Raw genomic sequence first — 16,027 nt, forward strand, 5'->3', positions numbered from 1 at the left:
TCCGCTACATTAACATTGTTGGATTAAAATCAATTGAGATTTGTAGCTCTTTTTGCATTTCTGCTTGATAATGTTCATTTACCATTTTGAGCACGTTCTTTAAGTTTGGTTCCCGTTTGTATTTTATCATGCATTGATAACGATATCTATCTTTTATCCTTGGAATCGCTGAAGCAACTGGTCCTAGCACCATTGTTTGCTGTGAGCAATGCGTTCGTAAATACGAGGCAATTTTTTCCGTCACTTGTACCGCTTTTAATAATTCTGGATGAGATACAGTTACGAGTACAACATAGTAATATGGGGGATATTGTCTTGTTCGTCTCATTTGCATTTCTTGGTCAAAAAACACATCATATTGTTGGTTCTTCGCTAACTCTATACTGTAATGTTCTGGCGTATACGTTTGAATCACAACTTCCCCTGGCAATTCATGTCTACCCGCTCGTCCACTTACTTGCGTCAATAACTGATATGTCTTTTCACTCGCCCGAAAATCAGGTAAGTGAAGCATCGTATCTGCAGTTAAAACCCCAACGAGCGTTACTTTCGGAAAATCTAATCCTTTAGCAATCATTTGTGTTCCAAGTAATATATCTGCTTTTTCTTCCCCAAACGCCTTTAATAATTTTTCATGCATTCCTTTTCGACTTGTCGTATCTACATCCATTCGAATGACTCGTGCCTCTGGAAATAGTTTTGTAATTTCTTCTTCTACCTTTTGTGTACCTGTACCAAAGAAACGAATGTATGTACTTTGACAAGCTGGACACTCAGTTGGCATATTCTCTTCGTAACTACAATAATGACATTTTAAACGATGATTCATTTTATGATATGTCAATGAAATATCACAATGCGGACATTGGACAACATACCCACAATCACGGCACATAACAAATGTAGAATGACCTCTTCTATTTAAAAAGAGTACCATTTGTTCTTTCTTTTCTAATCGATCTGCTATTTTTTCATGCAGCGCCTTAGAAAACATTGATCGATTCCCGTCACGAAGTTCTTCTCGCATGTCAACAATCTCTACCGTTGGTAAAGCTTGTTCATTCATACGTTTTTCCATTGTTAATAGTTCATAAACACCTTTTTTCGCCCTTGCAAACGATTCAAGTGTTGGTGTCGCACTACCAAGAACGATAGGACATTTATGATATTGTCCTCTCCAGACAGCTACATCTCTTGCATGATACCTCGGATTATCTTCTTGTTTGTAACTTGATTCATGCTCTTCATCAATAATAATAATCCCTAAATTCTCAAAAGGCGCAAAAACAGCTGAACGCGCACCAACTACAACTTTCACTTCTTTTCTTAAAATCTTACGCCACTCGTCATACTTTTCTCCAACAGACAACGCACTATGAAGAACTGCAACTTGCGAGCCAAACCTACCTTTAAAACGATCCACCATTTGGGGCGTTAGTGCAATTTCAGGAACAAGAACGATAGCTTCTTTTCCTTTCTTGAGCACTGCTGCTATAGATTGTAAATATACTTCTGTCTTTCCACTTCCTGTAACACCATATAGTAAAAATGGATTATAAGTTTCATTTGTAATTGATGATAAAATCGGTGTAATAACTTGTTTTTGTTCCTCCGTAAGTGGAAATGGTTTTGTTTGTTCAAAATCATCATCGTCATACGGATTTCGGTATACTTCCACATACTTTTCTGAAATGAATCCCTTTTTAACAAGTGCTTTTATTGGAGCATCTGTTATTTGTAACTCTTCTGTAATTACTTTCAACGGTGTACTTTTATAATTTTCCACAAAATAATAAAGTACATCTTGTTGTTTTTTACTTTTCAGTTCAAATGCCGCTAATTCCAATTTATCTTCTGGCAACTCCGGCTGAACCACTCTTTGCTTCTTCTTTTGTACTTTATCTTTCACCTGATAAACGACTTCAACCGTACCATTTTTAATTTCTTGTTGAATAGTTCGGTATAAATGTGGCTGTTGCTCGATTACTTCAAAATCAATTGCTTCTTTATCCTGAAATAAATATAGTATTTCAGGTGCTATTTCTTCCTGTTTACAAAGTTGTAGACGTTTTTTATACGTTGCTTTTATCGCAGTTGGAAGCATCACTTGAAAAGCTGAAATCATGTAGCATAACGTTTCACTTGTAAGCCAATATCCAAGCTTTAATAATTCATCATTTAAAACCGGTGTTACATCTAATATTTCATGGATTGTCTTTAACTTCTTACTTTCTACATCCACCGAATCTTTAATCCCAATAATAAAACCTTGCAATTTTCTTGGCCCAAACGGAACTACTACACGCATTCCTGTCTGTACAATATCTTCCCATTTTTTAGGAATAATGTAATCAAATGGTCGATCTGTCTGACGGGCAGGTACATCAACAATTACACTTGCAAATTTCATAAACGATCATCTTCTAACATCATTTCAATTTGCTTCAATATTTCACGAGCTACCTCTTTTTTCATTAAAAGTGGCAACTCAATAACTTTTCCATCTTTTCTATACATTGTTACAATATTCGTATCCGTGCCAAATCCAGCTCCTTGCGCTTTTACATCATTCGCGACAATCATATCTGCATTTTTCTCACGTAGTTTTTTCGTTGCATATTCCTCTACATTTGTCGTTTCAGCAGCAAAACCGATAAGTAACTGTTTATCCTTTTTCTGACCTAACGTTTTTAAAATATCCACCGTTCTTTCAAGTTCAATGACAGCATCACCATTTTGCTTTTTCATTTTATTCTCATGCACATATTTCGGACGATAATCTGCAACTGCTGCTGTTTTAATGACAACGTCTACGTTTTGATAATGTTGAAGAACTGCTTCTAACATATCTTGTGCAGATTCCACTTGCACTGTCGTTACATGTAACGGTGGATTTAATGCTGTCGGTCCTGAAACGAGTATAACATCAGCGCCTAAATTCGCTGCCACTTCCGCAATCGCATACCCCATTTTCCCAGAAGAAAAATTCGTCATAAAACGAACTGGATCAACCTTTTCACGTGTTGGGCCAGCAGTTATTAATATTCTTTTTCCCTGCAATGGTTTGTGTTCTGAGAAAGCTTCCTCTAACCGTGCAATAATTGCTTCAGGTTCTTCTAGTCGTCCCTTCGCTACATATCCACATGCTAAAAAGCCTTCCCCAGGCTCAATAAATGTATATCCTAGCGTTTTCAATGTCATCATATTTTTTTGAACTATTTTATTTTCATACATATGCACATTCATAGCAGGCGCAATCCATACCGGAGCTGTAGTAGCTAACAAAGTAGTTGTAATCATATCATCTGCAATACCACCAGCTAACTTTCCAATACAATTGGCAGTAGCAGGTGCGACAAGTACAACATCCGCCCAATCTGCTAAATCAATATGAGCAATAACAGCTGAGTCTTTCTCATCGAATGTATCCGTATATACATCATGGCGAGAAAGCGCTTGGAATGTAAGAGGCGTAACAAACTTCATTGCCGACTCACTCATCATTACTTTGACAATCGCGCCAGATTGTGTCAATTTACTCGTTAACGCAGCTGCTTTAAAAACCGCAATGCCTCCTGTTACACATAGAAGTATCTTTTTCCCTTTTAGCATATGACTCGTCCTCTTTCTTTTTCAAACTTATAATACTGAAATAGAATTCTCAGCTCGTCAGTACCGATATTTCATTCCTTTCGTAAAAAAATAACAACCTACTTGTAAATAGGTTGTTACCGTTACATAGAAAATTATAAAGTCTATGTTTTATTTTGTCGAAGGCAAAGGCTTATTCAGCTACTTTATCTTCACTTGGTACGTAGCTTAATGCTTCTGCATCGATTTCTTCTAATGCTTTACCTACACATTTATGAGAAACAGGTTTTTCTACAACACAGTTATTAGCAAGTTGCATTTCACGTGCGCGTTTTGCAGCCACTGTTACTAAAGTGTACTTAGAATCGATTTTTTGTAGTAATGAGTCAATTGATGGATTTAACATAATTATAGACCCTCCGTCATTTCTTTATAATATTTTGCTACCCTTTCGCGGCGGCAATGTTCGCCAACCACAATTGCTTTAATTCTATCACAAGCTAATTCAACTTGATCGTTTTCTACTACATAGTCGTAAGCGTCCATCATCTCGATTTCTTCTTTCGCTACAGTTAAACGATTTTCAATAACATCTTCAGTCTCTGTACCACGTCCGACAATACGGCTCTTTAGTTCAGATAAACTTGGAGGTGCTAAGAAAATAAATACACCTTCTGGGAAAGCTTTCTTAACTTGAATTGCTCCTTGCACTTCAATTTCTAAGAATACATCTTTTCCTTCTTGTAATGTTTTTTCAACATAGTCAATCGGTGTTCCGTAATAATTACCTACGAACTCAGCCCACTCAAGTAATTTTTCATTACGAATCATTTCCTCGAATTCTTCTCTTTCTTTAAAGAAATAATCCACACCATCTACTTCACCTTCACGCGGCTTACGTGTCGTTACTGAAATAGAGTACTGAAAACGTGTATCCTCATGGCTAAACAGCTCTTTACGAACCGTCCCTTTTCCAACCCCAGAAGGCCCTGAAAGAACGATGAGCAATCCTCTTCTACTTCTCATAAATATGTAAAACCTACCCTTCCTCACTTAAATCTTCTTTATTATTCAAACGATGTGCAATCGTCTCTGGTTGAATTGGACTTAATACAACATGCCCATCATCCATAACAATAACCGCCCTTGTTTTTCTCCCATACGTAGCATCAAGCAAAGCATTATGTTCGCGTGCTTCTTGTACTGTTCGTTTAATAGGAGCTGACTCCGGACTTACAATAGCAATAATTCGATGAGCAGATACAATATTTCCGTATCCAATATTTAAAAACCGCATGGCCATAGTTTGCGCCTCCTAGTAAGTCTATCCGATTTCTCCACCACGTATAACTTTATATATTTTTTGAAAGCTACTCAATATTTTGTACTTGTTCACGAATTTTTTCAAGGTTATTTTTCATTTCTACAACATATTTTGAAATTGTTAAGTCATTTGCCTTAGAACCAATCGTATTAATTTCTCTATGCATCTCTTGCACGATGAAATCCATTTTCCTTCCAACAGGCTCTTCAATCTGCAATGTTTCACGAAATTGCTCTAAATGACTTTGCAAACGAACTAACTCTTCATGAATATCACAACGCTCTGCAAAAATTGCGACTTCTGTTAGCAATCTTTGTTCATCTAGATCTTGATTATGTAATTCTTTTAAGCGATTTTCTAATCGTTCACGATATTTTTGTGTAACAATTGGTGCATGTGGAATAATCGCATTTACACAATTGCTAATCTCTTGTAAACGATACGCTATATCTTTATGTAATCGTTCTCCTTCGCCATCTCTCATCGTTTTCAACATATGAGCAGCTTGACGAACAGCCTCATATAAACTGTTCTCAAAATGTTCATTTACATTTTCTATTTCTTCAATTGCTGTTACTTCTGGCATTGCCATTAATTGTTCGAGTGTAATAGAATCTTGTAATTGAAATTTCCCTTTTATATCTTCCATCATCGATTGGTACTGCTCAAGAAGTGACCAATTCACACTTAATTTTCTTTCAACAAGTCCTTCACCTGCTATACTAATAGACACTTCGATGCGTCCACGTCGAACTTGCTGTGCAATTATTTTACGAATTTTGTCCTCAAATACCATCATTTGCTTAGGAAGTCGAATACTCATCTCTAAAAAACGGTGGTTCACCGATTTCATTTCTACTGTAATTTGAAAAGTATCACTTTCTACTTTCGATCTTCCAAACCCTGTCATACTAGAAATCATTTTTATCACATCCAAGCCATAAAATAACTCAATGAAAAAGGTAATAGAGACAAGGCTCTACTACCTTCTGTAAATTATATCACATTTTCATAACATTGACTATTTCAAGTTTAATCCCTTCTTATATAACATCGGCTTTTTCTTCTTAGCCTTTTTCCCTGTTAATAAAGAACCTACTAGTAGGAAAGTCGGAATTGATGACAAACCTCCAATTAATAACCAATCTCTTGCTTGTATCGGCATTGTGCTAAAGATCGGTTGTAACGGTGGATAATATATAACCACTAGCATAAGTAGTAACGAAATAATAACCGCCCCTACTAAATACACGTTCCCAAATGGATTACGGTGAAAGACAGAATGCTCACTACGACAATCAAATACATGAATAAGCTGTGCAAGTACCAACGTCGCGAACGCTACAGTTTGTGCATATTTCAGTTCATTTGGATGTTGGTTATACGCAATAATAAACGCCACTAACGTCACTGCTCCAATTAAAAACCCTCGACTTATTATTTTCCACGCAAGCCCTCTAGCGAATACCCCTTCTTTCGGGTGACGCGGTGTTCTCTTCATCACATCTCCTTCAGCCTTATCCAAACCTAATGCCATCGCTGGTAAACCATCAGTAACTAAGTTCACCCATAAAATTTGAATAGGAACCATCGGCAGTGGTAATGCAAGTAACATCGCAAATAACATAACTAAAATTTCTCCAACATTTGACGCCAATAAGTAGCGAATGAACTTACGTATGTTCTCGTATATATTTCTTCCTTCTTTAATCGCTGACTTAATTGTAGCAAAATTATCATCTAGTAAAACAAGTGAAGAGGCTTCTTTTGCAACATCTGTCCCTGTAATCCCCATCGCTATCCCAATATCCGCTGTTTTTATAGCTGGAGCATCGTTCACTCCATCACCTGTCATCGCTACTATATGTCCTTGATTTTGCAATGCTTTAACAATTTTCAATTTATGCTCAGGTGATACACGAGCGAATACATACGTATCTTCTACAACATTTTCTAATTCCTCCACATCCATATTCGCGAGTTCTACTCCTTCAACAACGCGTCCATCTGGTGGTAAAACTCCTAATTGTTCAGCAATCGCCATTGCTGTCACTTTATGATCACCTGTAATCATTACTGTTCGAATACCAGCTTCTTTACACTCTTTTACCGCCTGCGCGACTTCTGGCCTTGGCGGGTCAATCATACCTTGTATTCCAACCAACATAAAATCTTTTTCAACGTCTCTTTCATGTTCAATAGAATCCGTTACTTTTAAAGGTTTAAACGCAACTGCAATTGTTCGAAGCGCTTGACTACCTAAGCTATGAATAGCCGCCTGTACTTCTTTTCTATATAGCTCACTTAACGGCTGCTGCTTATCCCCCCATAAGATTGTTTGACTCAGTTGCAAAAGAACATCCGGTGCTCCTTTCGTAACAATAAACTTTTTCCCCTCTCGATCTCGTACAATAACACTCATCATTTTTCGAGTTGAATCAAAGGGAAATTCACGAATAATTTCAAATTTCCCTTTCAATGCCTCACGTGTTATCCCAGCTTTCATTGCCGCAGCTACAAGCGCTCCCTCTGTTGGATCCCCATCTAATACGTACGCCTTTTTCTTTTGAATAATATTTGCATTGTTACATAGTGAACCAAATGTAAGTAGCTGATAAAGTGATTTTGTCTTAGCTGGATTCACTTCTTTTTCACCTTTCATAAAAGAGCCATTAGGTTCATATCCTTGCCCTGTCACTTTCCACAATTCTCCGCCTGACCACATATGTGTTACCATCATTTTGTTTTGTGTCATTGTTCCCGTTTTATCAGAGCATATAACAGAAGCGCAGCCTAACGTTTCTACGGCCGGTAACTTCCTTACAATTGCTCTCTTTTTTATCATACGCTGTACACCAAGTGATAAAGCTACTGTAACAATTGCTGGCAATCCTTCTGGAATAGCCGCAACAGCTAGCGATACGCCAGCTAAAAACATATGATATACTTCATTCCCTTGATACACACCAGCCAATACAACGAGCGCTGTCAAAATAAGAGCTACAATAATTAATATTTTTCCGAGCTGTTCTAACCTTCTTTGCAGTGGCGTTTCCATTTGCTCTGCATTTTGCAACATATTTGCAATTTGCCCCATCGCTGTATTCATACCAGTTGCTACAACGACTCCTGTACCAGATCCTCGTGTAATCATTGTCCCCATAAAAGCCATATTTTTTTGATCCCCAATTGCAACATCTTGCCCTTGCAGTGCTTCTACCTTCTTTTGTACAGGTACGGACTCCCCTGTCAAAGCAGACTCTTCAATATATAAACTTGATGCCTCAACAAGACGCACATCAGCCCCAATACGATCACCACTGGAAAACTTAATAATATCACCTAAAACAAGTGCTTTAGATGGTGCTTTTACCCACTTTCCATTCCGCATTACAGTAACTTGCGGGGCAGCTAGTTCCTTTAAAGCTTCCAATGATTTTTCAGCTTTTCTTTCTTGAAAAAAGCCGAGAATACCATTGATAATAACAATGGCAACAATAGCAATAGAATCAATGTATTCACCTAAAAACGCAGAAACAATTGTTGCTCCAAACAAAACGAGTACCATGAAATCTTTAAACTGTGCTAAAAATACCATTAGTGCAGAAGGCCTTTTTGCTTCTTCTAATTCATTAGTACCAAATTTCTTTACTCGCCCTTCTGCTTCTTTCTCTGTAAGTCCAACCTTTACATTCGTATTCGTTCTTTCTTCCACTTCATGTGCTCGCATTCCATACCAGTTCATCCTGCTATCGACCTCCTGATTCCAGACATACTCTATTGAAAGCTTATTCAGCCTCGTCCAAAAAAATGCTATAATTAACATTTAGTTAGAAAGGAGTGTTCATTTATGGCATTCGATGGATTATTTACAAGAGCGATTACACATGAAATTGAAAATTCTCTTTACACAGGAAGAATTTCCAAAATATATCAACCTTCAAAATACGAGATTTTATTACATATTCGAGCGAATGGAAAGAACCAAAAACTAATTCTTTCATCTCATCCTACATATGCGCGTATGCACTTAACGAATCAAAACTACGATTCGCCAGCAATACCGCCGATGTTCTGTATGCTTCTTCGCAAACATTTAGAAGGTGGATTTATTGAAAAAATTGAACAAATCGACTTAGAACGCATTATTCAAATTACAGTACGCAGTCGTAATGAAATCGGAGACGAATCATTAAAAACATTAGTAATTGAAATAATGGGACGACATAGTAACATTATCTTATTAGATACGAAAACAAACGTGATTTTAGATAGCTTAAAACACGTTTCATTAGCCGTAAACCGTCACCGAACTGTATATGCTGGTGCTGAGTACGTCGCGCCACCAGCCCAACATAAAATCAATCCTCTGCAAATTGAAACCGCAGATGATTTTATTAGACCGCTAGACTTTCTATCTGGAAATATGGATAAACAACTCGTTGGTGCTTTCATGGGAATATCCCCATTATTTGCAAAAGAAGTAGTAAAGAAAGCCGGTATGGTAAACGAGAAAGCATTATCAGAAGCATTTTTCTCTATACAAACACCATTACTATCTCATGCATATACACCTACAATGATTACTGCAAATGGAAAAGAATTCTTTTATCTTTTCCCTCTTACACACTTGCAAGGAGAAGAAAAAACATTCTCATCAGTGAGCGAATTGTTAGATCGTTTCTTCTTTGGCAAAGCAGAACGTGATCGTGTAAAACAACAAGCTCATGATTTAGAACGCTTTATGCAAAACGAAAAAAATAAAAACGAGAAAAAACTCATTAAACTCGAAAAAACACTGCAAGATGCTGGAAAAGCAGATAAATATCAACTATTTGGAGAGCTACTTACAGCCAATATGTACGCTTTAAAAAAGGGCGATAAAGATATTGAGGTCGTTAATTATTACGATGAGGATGGTGGAACTGTAAAAATCACATTAGATCCTTTAAAAACACCATCTGAAAATGCACAACGCTATTTCCAAAAGTATCAAAAAGCAAAAAATTCGGTTGCTGTTGTAGAAGAACAAATCGAAAAAACAAATGAAGAAATTCTTTATTTTGATAGCTTACTTCAACAAATGGAAGCTGCTTCTTCAAAAGATATTGAAGAAATTCGTGAGGAATTAGCTGAAGAAGGTTATGTGCGCAATCGCAAAACGAAAAACGCAAAGAAAAAGCCTACTAAACCAGTATTAGATAAATATGTAGCAAGTGATGGCACAGAGATTTTCGTTGGTAAAAACAATAAACAAAATGATTATTTAACAACGAAGTTTGCCCGCCGTGATGAAATTTGGTTACATACGAAAGACATACCTGGCTCTCACGTTGTCATTCGTTCTTTAGAGCCTGCTGAAGAAACTTTACTAGAAGCTGCCAAAATTGCTGCCTATTACAGTAAAGCGAAAGAGTCTAGCTCTGTACCTGTTGATTTCACCAAAATACGCCATGTCAAAAAACCGAGTGGTGCAAAACTTGGTTTTGTTACGTACGACAATCAGCAAACCGTATATGTAACACCAGATGCTGATATTGTAATGAAATTAAAAGCGTAAATACAAAAATGCGTTGCTTATAAGCAACGCATTTTTTATATTCGTTCACACTAGTTCATATACCCATTTACTAATTCATAACATCTTGCTTTTGTCATCTTATATTTCTCTTCTGAAGCTTCTATACGCCTCATCGTTCCGTTATTTGTATCAGTACCAATTGCTTTAACTTTACTTTCTTTTTCTTTAACCCACGCAATTTGTTTCGTTTTTAACGACTGAAACGCATCAGGTGACATCGTACTTTTTAATGTACTGTAAATTTCATTTAGTTTATTATCCCACAGTTCATAATTTCCTTCTATTTCATTTACTATATCATTGGTTGACATAGCATTCGTATGTTTTTCTTGTTTATCTATAGCAGCTAATTCACTTAAAACATTTGCTCTATCTATCTTTGAAGAAGATTCTTTTTGCGATTGTTTCTCTTCTTTTGAGCCTGTATACGCACTCGAATCCTTTCTCTGTACTTGTTCTGTTTCTTGAATATTTCTTTCTTTCGTTACCTTTTCATACCTATTTTTATCTACATTGTATGAAATAAGAGATGTTTTCGCATTTACAGTAATTAATCCGTTACTATCTTTGAATATGTATTTCTTATCGCCACTATTTTCTTCACTTACAAATGACACATTCTTATCGTCTGGCATTTTTAAAATTCTATTTGCTTCTTCTTTTGTAAGTTTTAAATCTTCAGGAAAAACGAATGACCATTTATCCATTAACCATTCCCCTTCTTTATACACCAAATGAAATTCCCAATCTTGGGCCGCATGACCTATTTCATCTTCTAAACTTAATGTATGTACCGTTAAATTTTCTTTATCTTGTGAAGAAGAAAATCTTATTTCAGTTTGAAAATAATTTGGGAATGGTAACATATCAGTCTCTCTCGATCTATTAAAGTTAGCAAGCAATTCAGGAAGCTGATTCTCTACAAACTTTTCTGAAACCAATCCTTTAACTCCTTTTTTAGCTGTCTCTAAATCCCCAGGATTATTTCGGCTCCATCCATTTTCTTTTTCCATCTCACTAAACGCATTGGCTATTCCATCTACACTCTTTCTTACAATCTTTTTCGCTTCTTTTTCTGTCACTTCTGGCGCTTCATCAAGCTGTTCAATCGTTTCATTCACTTGAACTTTGTGTTCACTTGTTTCACACCCCGTTATAACAAGCATACTAGCGGCCAAACAAAATGACATTACTTTACTTAATTTCTTCATACACTCACATTCCTTAACCCAGTTTTTTTCGTTACATCTCTTTACCTATAAAAAACGTAACAATCCCTTATTATACCAATTAAATTAATCCATTTATACAAAAAATATAATATTAAAATTAAAAAGATTTTCGTTTGCGAGTTTATATTATTGTTCAGTCACATAAAAACTTACTGTAAAAATTTTATATATATTTATTTTACATTCGTCTAGTTTTTTTGACACACAGCTACCCTCTTCTCTTTTATTCTAAATAAATATACTGGCACAATTCTTGCTTTATTAATGTAAAAAGGAGGAATTAAAATGAATGTAAGAATAACTAACATCCAAAAACAACTACATAATTACGGAATCGACGGGTTACTTATTACAAAAAAAGAAAACCGTCAATACGCAACAAACTTTACAGGTAGCGCAGGCGTTGTCTTAATCGCTGCGCATAAAGCTATTTTCATTACTGATTTCCGTTACGTAGATCAAGCAAAAACGGAAATAAAAGCAGCAGAAATTATTATGCATAAAGGAAATTTAGAAGAAGAAGTTGCAAATCAAGTATCAAAATTAAAAATTCAAAAACTTGGCATAGAAGACAATAATATGACTTTGCAACAATTTAAGAAACTACAAAAATATATACATACAGAAATGGTTCCAGTGTGTGAGATTATTGAAGATATTCGACTTATTAAAGACACATCTGAAATAGAAACAATGAAAATCGCAGCTACGATCGCTGACGAAGCATTTCACCATATTGTTACATTTCTAAAGCCTGGAATAAGCGAGACTGACGTTCGAGATGAGTTAGAATTTTTCATGCGAAAAAAAGGGGCCACATCTTCTTCATTCCAAATCATTGTAGCCTCAGGCGTTCGTTCTTCACTTCCCCATGGAGTTGCATCAAATAAAATAATCGAACGAGGCGATATCGTTACATTAGACTTCGGTGCACTTTACGACGGATATTGTTCCGATATAACACGTACCGTAGCAATCGGGGAACCATCGGAAGAATTCCAAAAAATATACAATGTTGTACGAGAAGCGTTAAAGCGTGGGACTGAAGCAATTAAGCCTGGAGAAACTGCGAAAAGTATCGATGATATAACGAGGAATTACATTACAGAACATGGATACGGTCAATACTTTGGCCACTCTACCGGGCACGGTCTTGGGTTAGAAATACATGAACCACTTCGCTTATCCCAAGAAAGCAAGGCAACTTTACAAGAAGGTATGGTTGTTACAGTTGAGCCGGGCATTTACATACCGAACTGGGGCGGTTGTAGAATCGAAGATGATATTGTCATCACCAAAGATGGTTATGACGTTATTACAAAATCAAATAGAGAACTAATTATAATCCCTTGTTAATATTATGAAGGTTTAAACAAAACTTTTTTTGCACATAGAATTCCTTCTCTGGAGTATTCATTTAAAGAGGGGGAATTTTAATTGAATTTTGTAATTGATAAATTGGAGGGTTTACATGTAGAATTTTCAAAGCTTGTTTCCATGATGAATTACGCTCGCTATACAACAATGCAAGCAGTGGAAAGTTTAACAATTGAAGAACTTGATTATTTATATGATAAGGAAGCAAATTCAATTGGCATGTTATTGTATCATATGGCTGCTATTGAATTTTACTACCAAATTCATACTTTTGAAGACCGTGAACCAACGGAGGCTGAATTAGAACGCTGGTTACCTGGCATTGAATTAGGCGATCTTGGGCGTGAAAAAATAAAAGGAAACGCTATAGAATTTTACATAAATACATTACAAGAAGTACGTTCCAAAACAATCGAGACTTTTCAATCGTTACCTGATGAATGGTTATTTAAAACGACAGACTTTTGGTATGACAAACCAGCAAATAACTATTTTAAGTGGTTTCACGTTTTTGAAGATGAAATCAATCATCGTGGACAAATTCGTTTAATTAAAAAGATGCAAAAAGCTCATGCAGTAAAATGAGGAAATGCCACCGAATAAGGTGGCATTTTCTTTTATTCATTAACGAATAGCTTTTCGTTTACTATTTTAGCGACTACCACTACCAACATTAAAATGCATATTAAATATAGCATTTTCGCAATAAACAACCACCCTTGAAACATTACAATTCCATCTATTATCTCATTTCCTTTCCATAACAAAAACGGAATTGTGCTGATTATAATGACAAATTCGATGCTGAAAACCATTTTCTTTTTTCGACTATATGCTTTCCATTCATTCCAGCGATACATAGGAGCAAAAATCAATACTCCTATACATAATATAACTGGTACCCATTCACTGTTAAGAAATTGTCCTGAAATAATTGATAATAGTAAACAAACTAGCACACCATAATATCCTATTTTTTCTCTCATTCGTACTCCCCCATTCTACTTCTCCTTTAATATGTAACTTGCTATACTTATAACAATTCTTAGAAAAATAACAACTATAATTACAAGATAAAGAACGTTTGCAGAAGACATCCATTCTTGAAAAATAGACATTTTCTCCATTTGTTTCTGACCCTCTATTAAAATAACCCCTGCGAACAATGAGCAAACAACGATGATACCTATCATAATTCCGATACTTTTTACTGTATTGTTTCATACCATCCCAGTTATATAAAAGTATAAATACAAACCCGAAAACAGGTATAATACTTATCCATTCATTGTTTGTAAATAGCTTTAAAATGATTAATAGACTACAAGATATGATAAATCCCAAAAATCCAATTTTTTTGTGCATAAGCCCTCCTCGAATTCCATTTTTAGGATTAATTGTATTGTAACATCCATTTTTTTATCCTTACCATTGCAGTACATGAAATTTTACCTTTTTTTCTGTTTCTTATACTCACATACTTTCCCTACTTTCATACAATAAACTACACGATTGCCTAAGGATGTGAATGTTATGGGAGTTGAATTAACGCTATTACACGCTCTCTATGTTATTTGTTTACTCACTATTATTACCTTTTTTATTCTCCGGAAAGATACTACAATTATTTGTATCGTTTTTATCTTTTTATTAGCATTAACTGCTACAAGTTCTATCCCTCTTGCCGTTAGCGGCATTTTTCAAAGTTTTATTTACGCTATTACTGAGCTATTACCAACTATATTAATCATTTCTATTATTGTATCCATGAGCAATTTACTCGTTCATACCGGTATAAATGATACAATGATTTCACCATTTACAAAGATGATCCGTACCCCTACCCTCGCCTACTGGATTATTGGCCTTTTGATGATGACAATTTCTTTCTTCTTTTGGCCTTCTCCCGCTGTCGCCTTAATGGGAGCTATTTTATTACCGGTTGCTGTACGCGTCGGTCTCCCACCAATTGGAGTAGCAATTGCTATGAACTTATTCGGTCATGGGATTGCTTTATCCGGCGACTTCGTTATACAAGGCGCACCAAAATTAACCGCAGACGCTGCTGGTCTCCCTGTTTCCAGCGTCGTATCTGCAAGTGTTCCACTCGTTATCGTTATGGGCGTTGTGACAACTTCCGTCGCTTTTTTCTTCTTACGAAAAGAGTTTCATACAGGCTTAGCTATACAAGAATCTATTCTATCAACTGAGTCTTCTAAAACGCTCACTTCATTATCTCCTCGCACAAAGAAATGGCTCGCTATTTGTATCCCTATCGTATATATCATTGATATCCTTTGCATGATTCAATTTCAACTACAAGGAAGCGACGCAACTGCACTTATCGGCGGAACAACTGTTATTATGATTATCATCATTTCTCTCATCGCCTACAAAGGTAATGGACTGAATAAAACGACCGATTATTTCATAGAAGGGCTCCAATTTGGCTTTAAAATTTTCGGACCAGTTATTCCTATCGCTGCACTCTTTTATTTAGGAGATAGTGGCTTTGTGAAAATTATCGGAGACTATTTACCGAAAGGTTCACACGGAATCATTAACGACTTAGGCATCGCTTTATCTCAAACTGTTCCTTTAAATCAATATGTATCGGCAGGGACATTAACCATCGTGGGTGTCATTACCGGCTTAGATGGATCAGGTTTTTCAGGTATATCACTTGCTGGTTCCATTGCCAATCTTTTTGGAACAGCACTTGGCCATGGAACAGCTACATTAACAGCACTCGGGCAAATTGCAGCTATATGGACCGGGGGCGGGACGTTAATTCCTTGGGCGCTTATTCCTGCTGCTGCAATTTGCAAGGTAGATCCATTTGAACTTGCACGCCGAAACTTTTTACCGGTTGTTATCGGTTTAATTGTCACCACGATCGTTGCGATGTTTATCCTATAACGT

General features: G+C 36.2%; 13 protein-coding genes and 1 pseudogene. 4 read left to right on the forward strand and 10 right to left on the reverse strand.

The genetic code is table 11. The features are described from left to right. Positions 1 to 4: 4 nt before the first annotated feature. The 7 genes from priA to V7S45_RS18945 all read right to left on the reverse strand — a co-directional run bounded on the left by priA (position 5) and on the right by V7S45_RS18945 (position 8,660). The gene (gene priA, locus V7S45_RS18915; protein WP_000666720.1) at positions 5 to 2,410 is read right to left on the reverse strand and encodes a primosomal protein N'; all 2,406 of its coding nucleotides are present in this window, start codon (positions 2,408 to 2,410) and stop codon (positions 5 to 7) included. After that, positions 2,407 to 3,612 (reverse strand): bifunctional phosphopantothenoylcysteine decarboxylase/phosphopantothenate--cysteine ligase CoaBC, encoded by a 1,206-nt coding sequence (gene coaBC / locus V7S45_RS18920; RefSeq protein ID WP_000911750.1) that lies wholly within the window; start codon positions 3,610 to 3,612, stop codon positions 2,407 to 2,409. The genes priA and coaBC overlap by 4 nt, the downstream gene beginning before the upstream one ends. Before the next feature lie 172 nt (positions 3,613 to 3,784). After that, a complete protein-coding gene (gene rpoZ / locus V7S45_RS18925) occupies positions 3,785 to 3,997 on the reverse strand; it encodes a DNA-directed RNA polymerase subunit omega (RefSeq protein WP_000933960.1) in 213 nt (70 codons plus the stop codon). 2 nt (positions 3,998 to 3,999) lie between these two features. After that, positions 4,000 to 4,617 (reverse strand): guanylate kinase, encoded by a 618-nt coding sequence (gene gmk / locus V7S45_RS18930; protein WP_001257741.1) that lies wholly within the window; start codon positions 4,615 to 4,617, stop codon positions 4,000 to 4,002. 13 nt (positions 4,618 to 4,630) lie between these two features. Then, positions 4,631 to 4,894, reverse strand: coding sequence for a DUF370 domain-containing protein (locus V7S45_RS18935; RefSeq protein WP_001251456.1), 264 nt, complete (start codon positions 4,892 to 4,894; stop codon positions 4,631 to 4,633). A gap of 67 nt (positions 4,895 to 4,961) precedes the next feature. After that, positions 4,962 to 5,837: a YicC/YloC family endoribonuclease gene (locus V7S45_RS18940; protein WP_000625866.1), complete on the reverse strand. Its 876-nt coding sequence runs from the start codon at positions 5,835 to 5,837 to the stop codon at positions 4,962 to 4,964. A 99-nt stretch (positions 5,838 to 5,936) separates the two neighbouring features. Beyond that, positions 5,937 to 8,660 (reverse strand): calcium-translocating P-type ATPase, SERCA-type, encoded by a 2,724-nt coding sequence (locus V7S45_RS18945; protein ID WP_001104776.1) that lies wholly within the window; start codon positions 8,658 to 8,660, stop codon positions 5,937 to 5,939. Positions 8,661 to 8,765: 105 nt separating this feature from the next. On the opposite strand from V7S45_RS18945, the gene V7S45_RS18950 reads away from it, so the two are divergent. Continuing rightward, the gene (locus V7S45_RS18950; protein WP_000863284.1) at positions 8,766 to 10,475 is read left to right on the forward strand and encodes an NFACT RNA binding domain-containing protein; all 1,710 of its coding nucleotides are present in this window, start codon (positions 8,766 to 8,768) and stop codon (positions 10,473 to 10,475) included. 50 nt (positions 10,476 to 10,525) lie between these two features. Here the strand turns inward: V7S45_RS18950 and V7S45_RS18955 are convergent, their stop codons facing one another. After that, positions 10,526 to 11,707 (reverse strand): lysozyme inhibitor LprI family protein, encoded by a 1,182-nt coding sequence (locus V7S45_RS18955; RefSeq protein ID WP_000736520.1) that lies wholly within the window; start codon positions 11,705 to 11,707, stop codon positions 10,526 to 10,528. 306 nt (positions 11,708 to 12,013) lie between these two features. Between V7S45_RS18955 and V7S45_RS18960 the strand changes: the two genes are divergently transcribed. Next, positions 12,014 to 13,084 (forward strand): Xaa-Pro peptidase family protein, encoded by a 1,071-nt coding sequence (locus V7S45_RS18960; protein WP_025689245.1) that lies wholly within the window; start codon positions 12,014 to 12,016, stop codon positions 13,082 to 13,084. A gap of 81 nt (positions 13,085 to 13,165) precedes the next feature. Next, a complete protein-coding gene (locus V7S45_RS18965; RefSeq protein WP_001012056.1) occupies positions 13,166 to 13,690 on the forward strand; it encodes a DUF664 domain-containing protein in 525 nt (174 codons plus the stop codon). A gap of 32 nt (positions 13,691 to 13,722) precedes the next feature. Here V7S45_RS18965 and V7S45_RS18970 read toward each other — a convergent pair whose 3' ends face one another. Then, positions 13,723 to 14,091, reverse strand: a complete 369-nt coding sequence (locus V7S45_RS18970) for a YoqO family protein (RefSeq protein ID WP_001208249.1) — start codon at positions 14,089 to 14,091, stop codon at positions 13,723 to 13,725. Positions 14,092 to 14,106: 15 nt separating this feature from the next. Further along, positions 14,107 to 14,470: pseudogene (locus V7S45_RS18975) on the reverse strand (YoqO family protein). A gap of 168 nt (positions 14,471 to 14,638) precedes the next feature. Between V7S45_RS18975 and V7S45_RS18980 the strand changes: the two are divergent. Further along, positions 14,639 to 16,024 carry a membrane protein gene (locus V7S45_RS18980; RefSeq protein ID WP_000537906.1) on the forward strand — a complete coding sequence of 462 codons (1,386 nt, stop codon included), beginning with the start codon at positions 14,639 to 14,641 and terminating at the stop codon, positions 16,022 to 16,024. The last annotated feature ends 3 nt before the right edge of the window (positions 16,025 to 16,027 follow it).

The sequence above is a fragment of the Bacillus sp. BR3(2024) genome (assembly GCF_039134555.1).
Taxonomy (GTDB): domain Bacteria; phylum Bacillota; class Bacilli; order Bacillales; family Bacillaceae_G; genus Bacillus_A; species Bacillus_A cereus.

What these genes read in the sequence shown, in the direction of transcription:
- V7S45_RS18950 (WP_000863284.1), top strand. Translation starts at nt 8,766, where the DNA reads ATGGCATTCGATGGATTATTTACAAGAGCGATTACACATGAAATTGAA.
- priA (WP_000666720.1), bottom strand. Translation starts at nt 2,410, where the DNA reads ATGAAATTTGCAAGTGTAATTGTTGATGTACCTGCCCGTCAGACAGAT.
- rpoZ (WP_000933960.1), bottom strand. Translation starts at nt 3,997, where the DNA reads ATGTTAAATCCATCAATTGACTCATTACTACAAAAAATCGATTCTAAG.
- V7S45_RS18945 (WP_001104776.1), bottom strand. Translation starts at nt 8,660, where the DNA reads ATGAACTGGTATGGAATGCGAGCACATGAAGTGGAAGAAAGAACGAAT.
- V7S45_RS18960 (WP_025689245.1), top strand. Translation starts at nt 12,014, where the DNA reads ATGAATGTAAGAATAACTAACATCCAAAAACAACTACATAATTACGGA.
- V7S45_RS18970 (WP_001208249.1), bottom strand. Translation starts at nt 14,091, where the DNA reads ATGAGAGAAAAAATAGGATATTATGGTGTGCTAGTTTGTTTACTATTA.
- V7S45_RS18935 (WP_001251456.1), bottom strand. Translation starts at nt 4,894, where the DNA reads ATGGCCATGCGGTTTTTAAATATTGGATACGGAAATATTGTATCTGCT.
- V7S45_RS18940 (WP_000625866.1), bottom strand. Translation starts at nt 5,837, where the DNA reads ATGATTTCTAGTATGACAGGGTTTGGAAGATCGAAAGTAGAAAGTGAT.
- V7S45_RS18980 (WP_000537906.1), top strand. Translation starts at nt 14,639, where the DNA reads ATGGGAGTTGAATTAACGCTATTACACGCTCTCTATGTTATTTGTTTA.
- gmk (WP_001257741.1), bottom strand. Translation starts at nt 4,617, where the DNA reads ATGAGAAGTAGAAGAGGATTGCTCATCGTTCTTTCAGGGCCTTCTGGG.
- V7S45_RS18955 (WP_000736520.1), bottom strand. Translation starts at nt 11,707, where the DNA reads ATGAAGAAATTAAGTAAAGTAATGTCATTTTGTTTGGCCGCTAGTATG.
- coaBC (WP_000911750.1), bottom strand. Translation starts at nt 3,612, where the DNA reads ATGCTAAAAGGGAAAAAGATACTTCTATGTGTAACAGGAGGCATTGCG.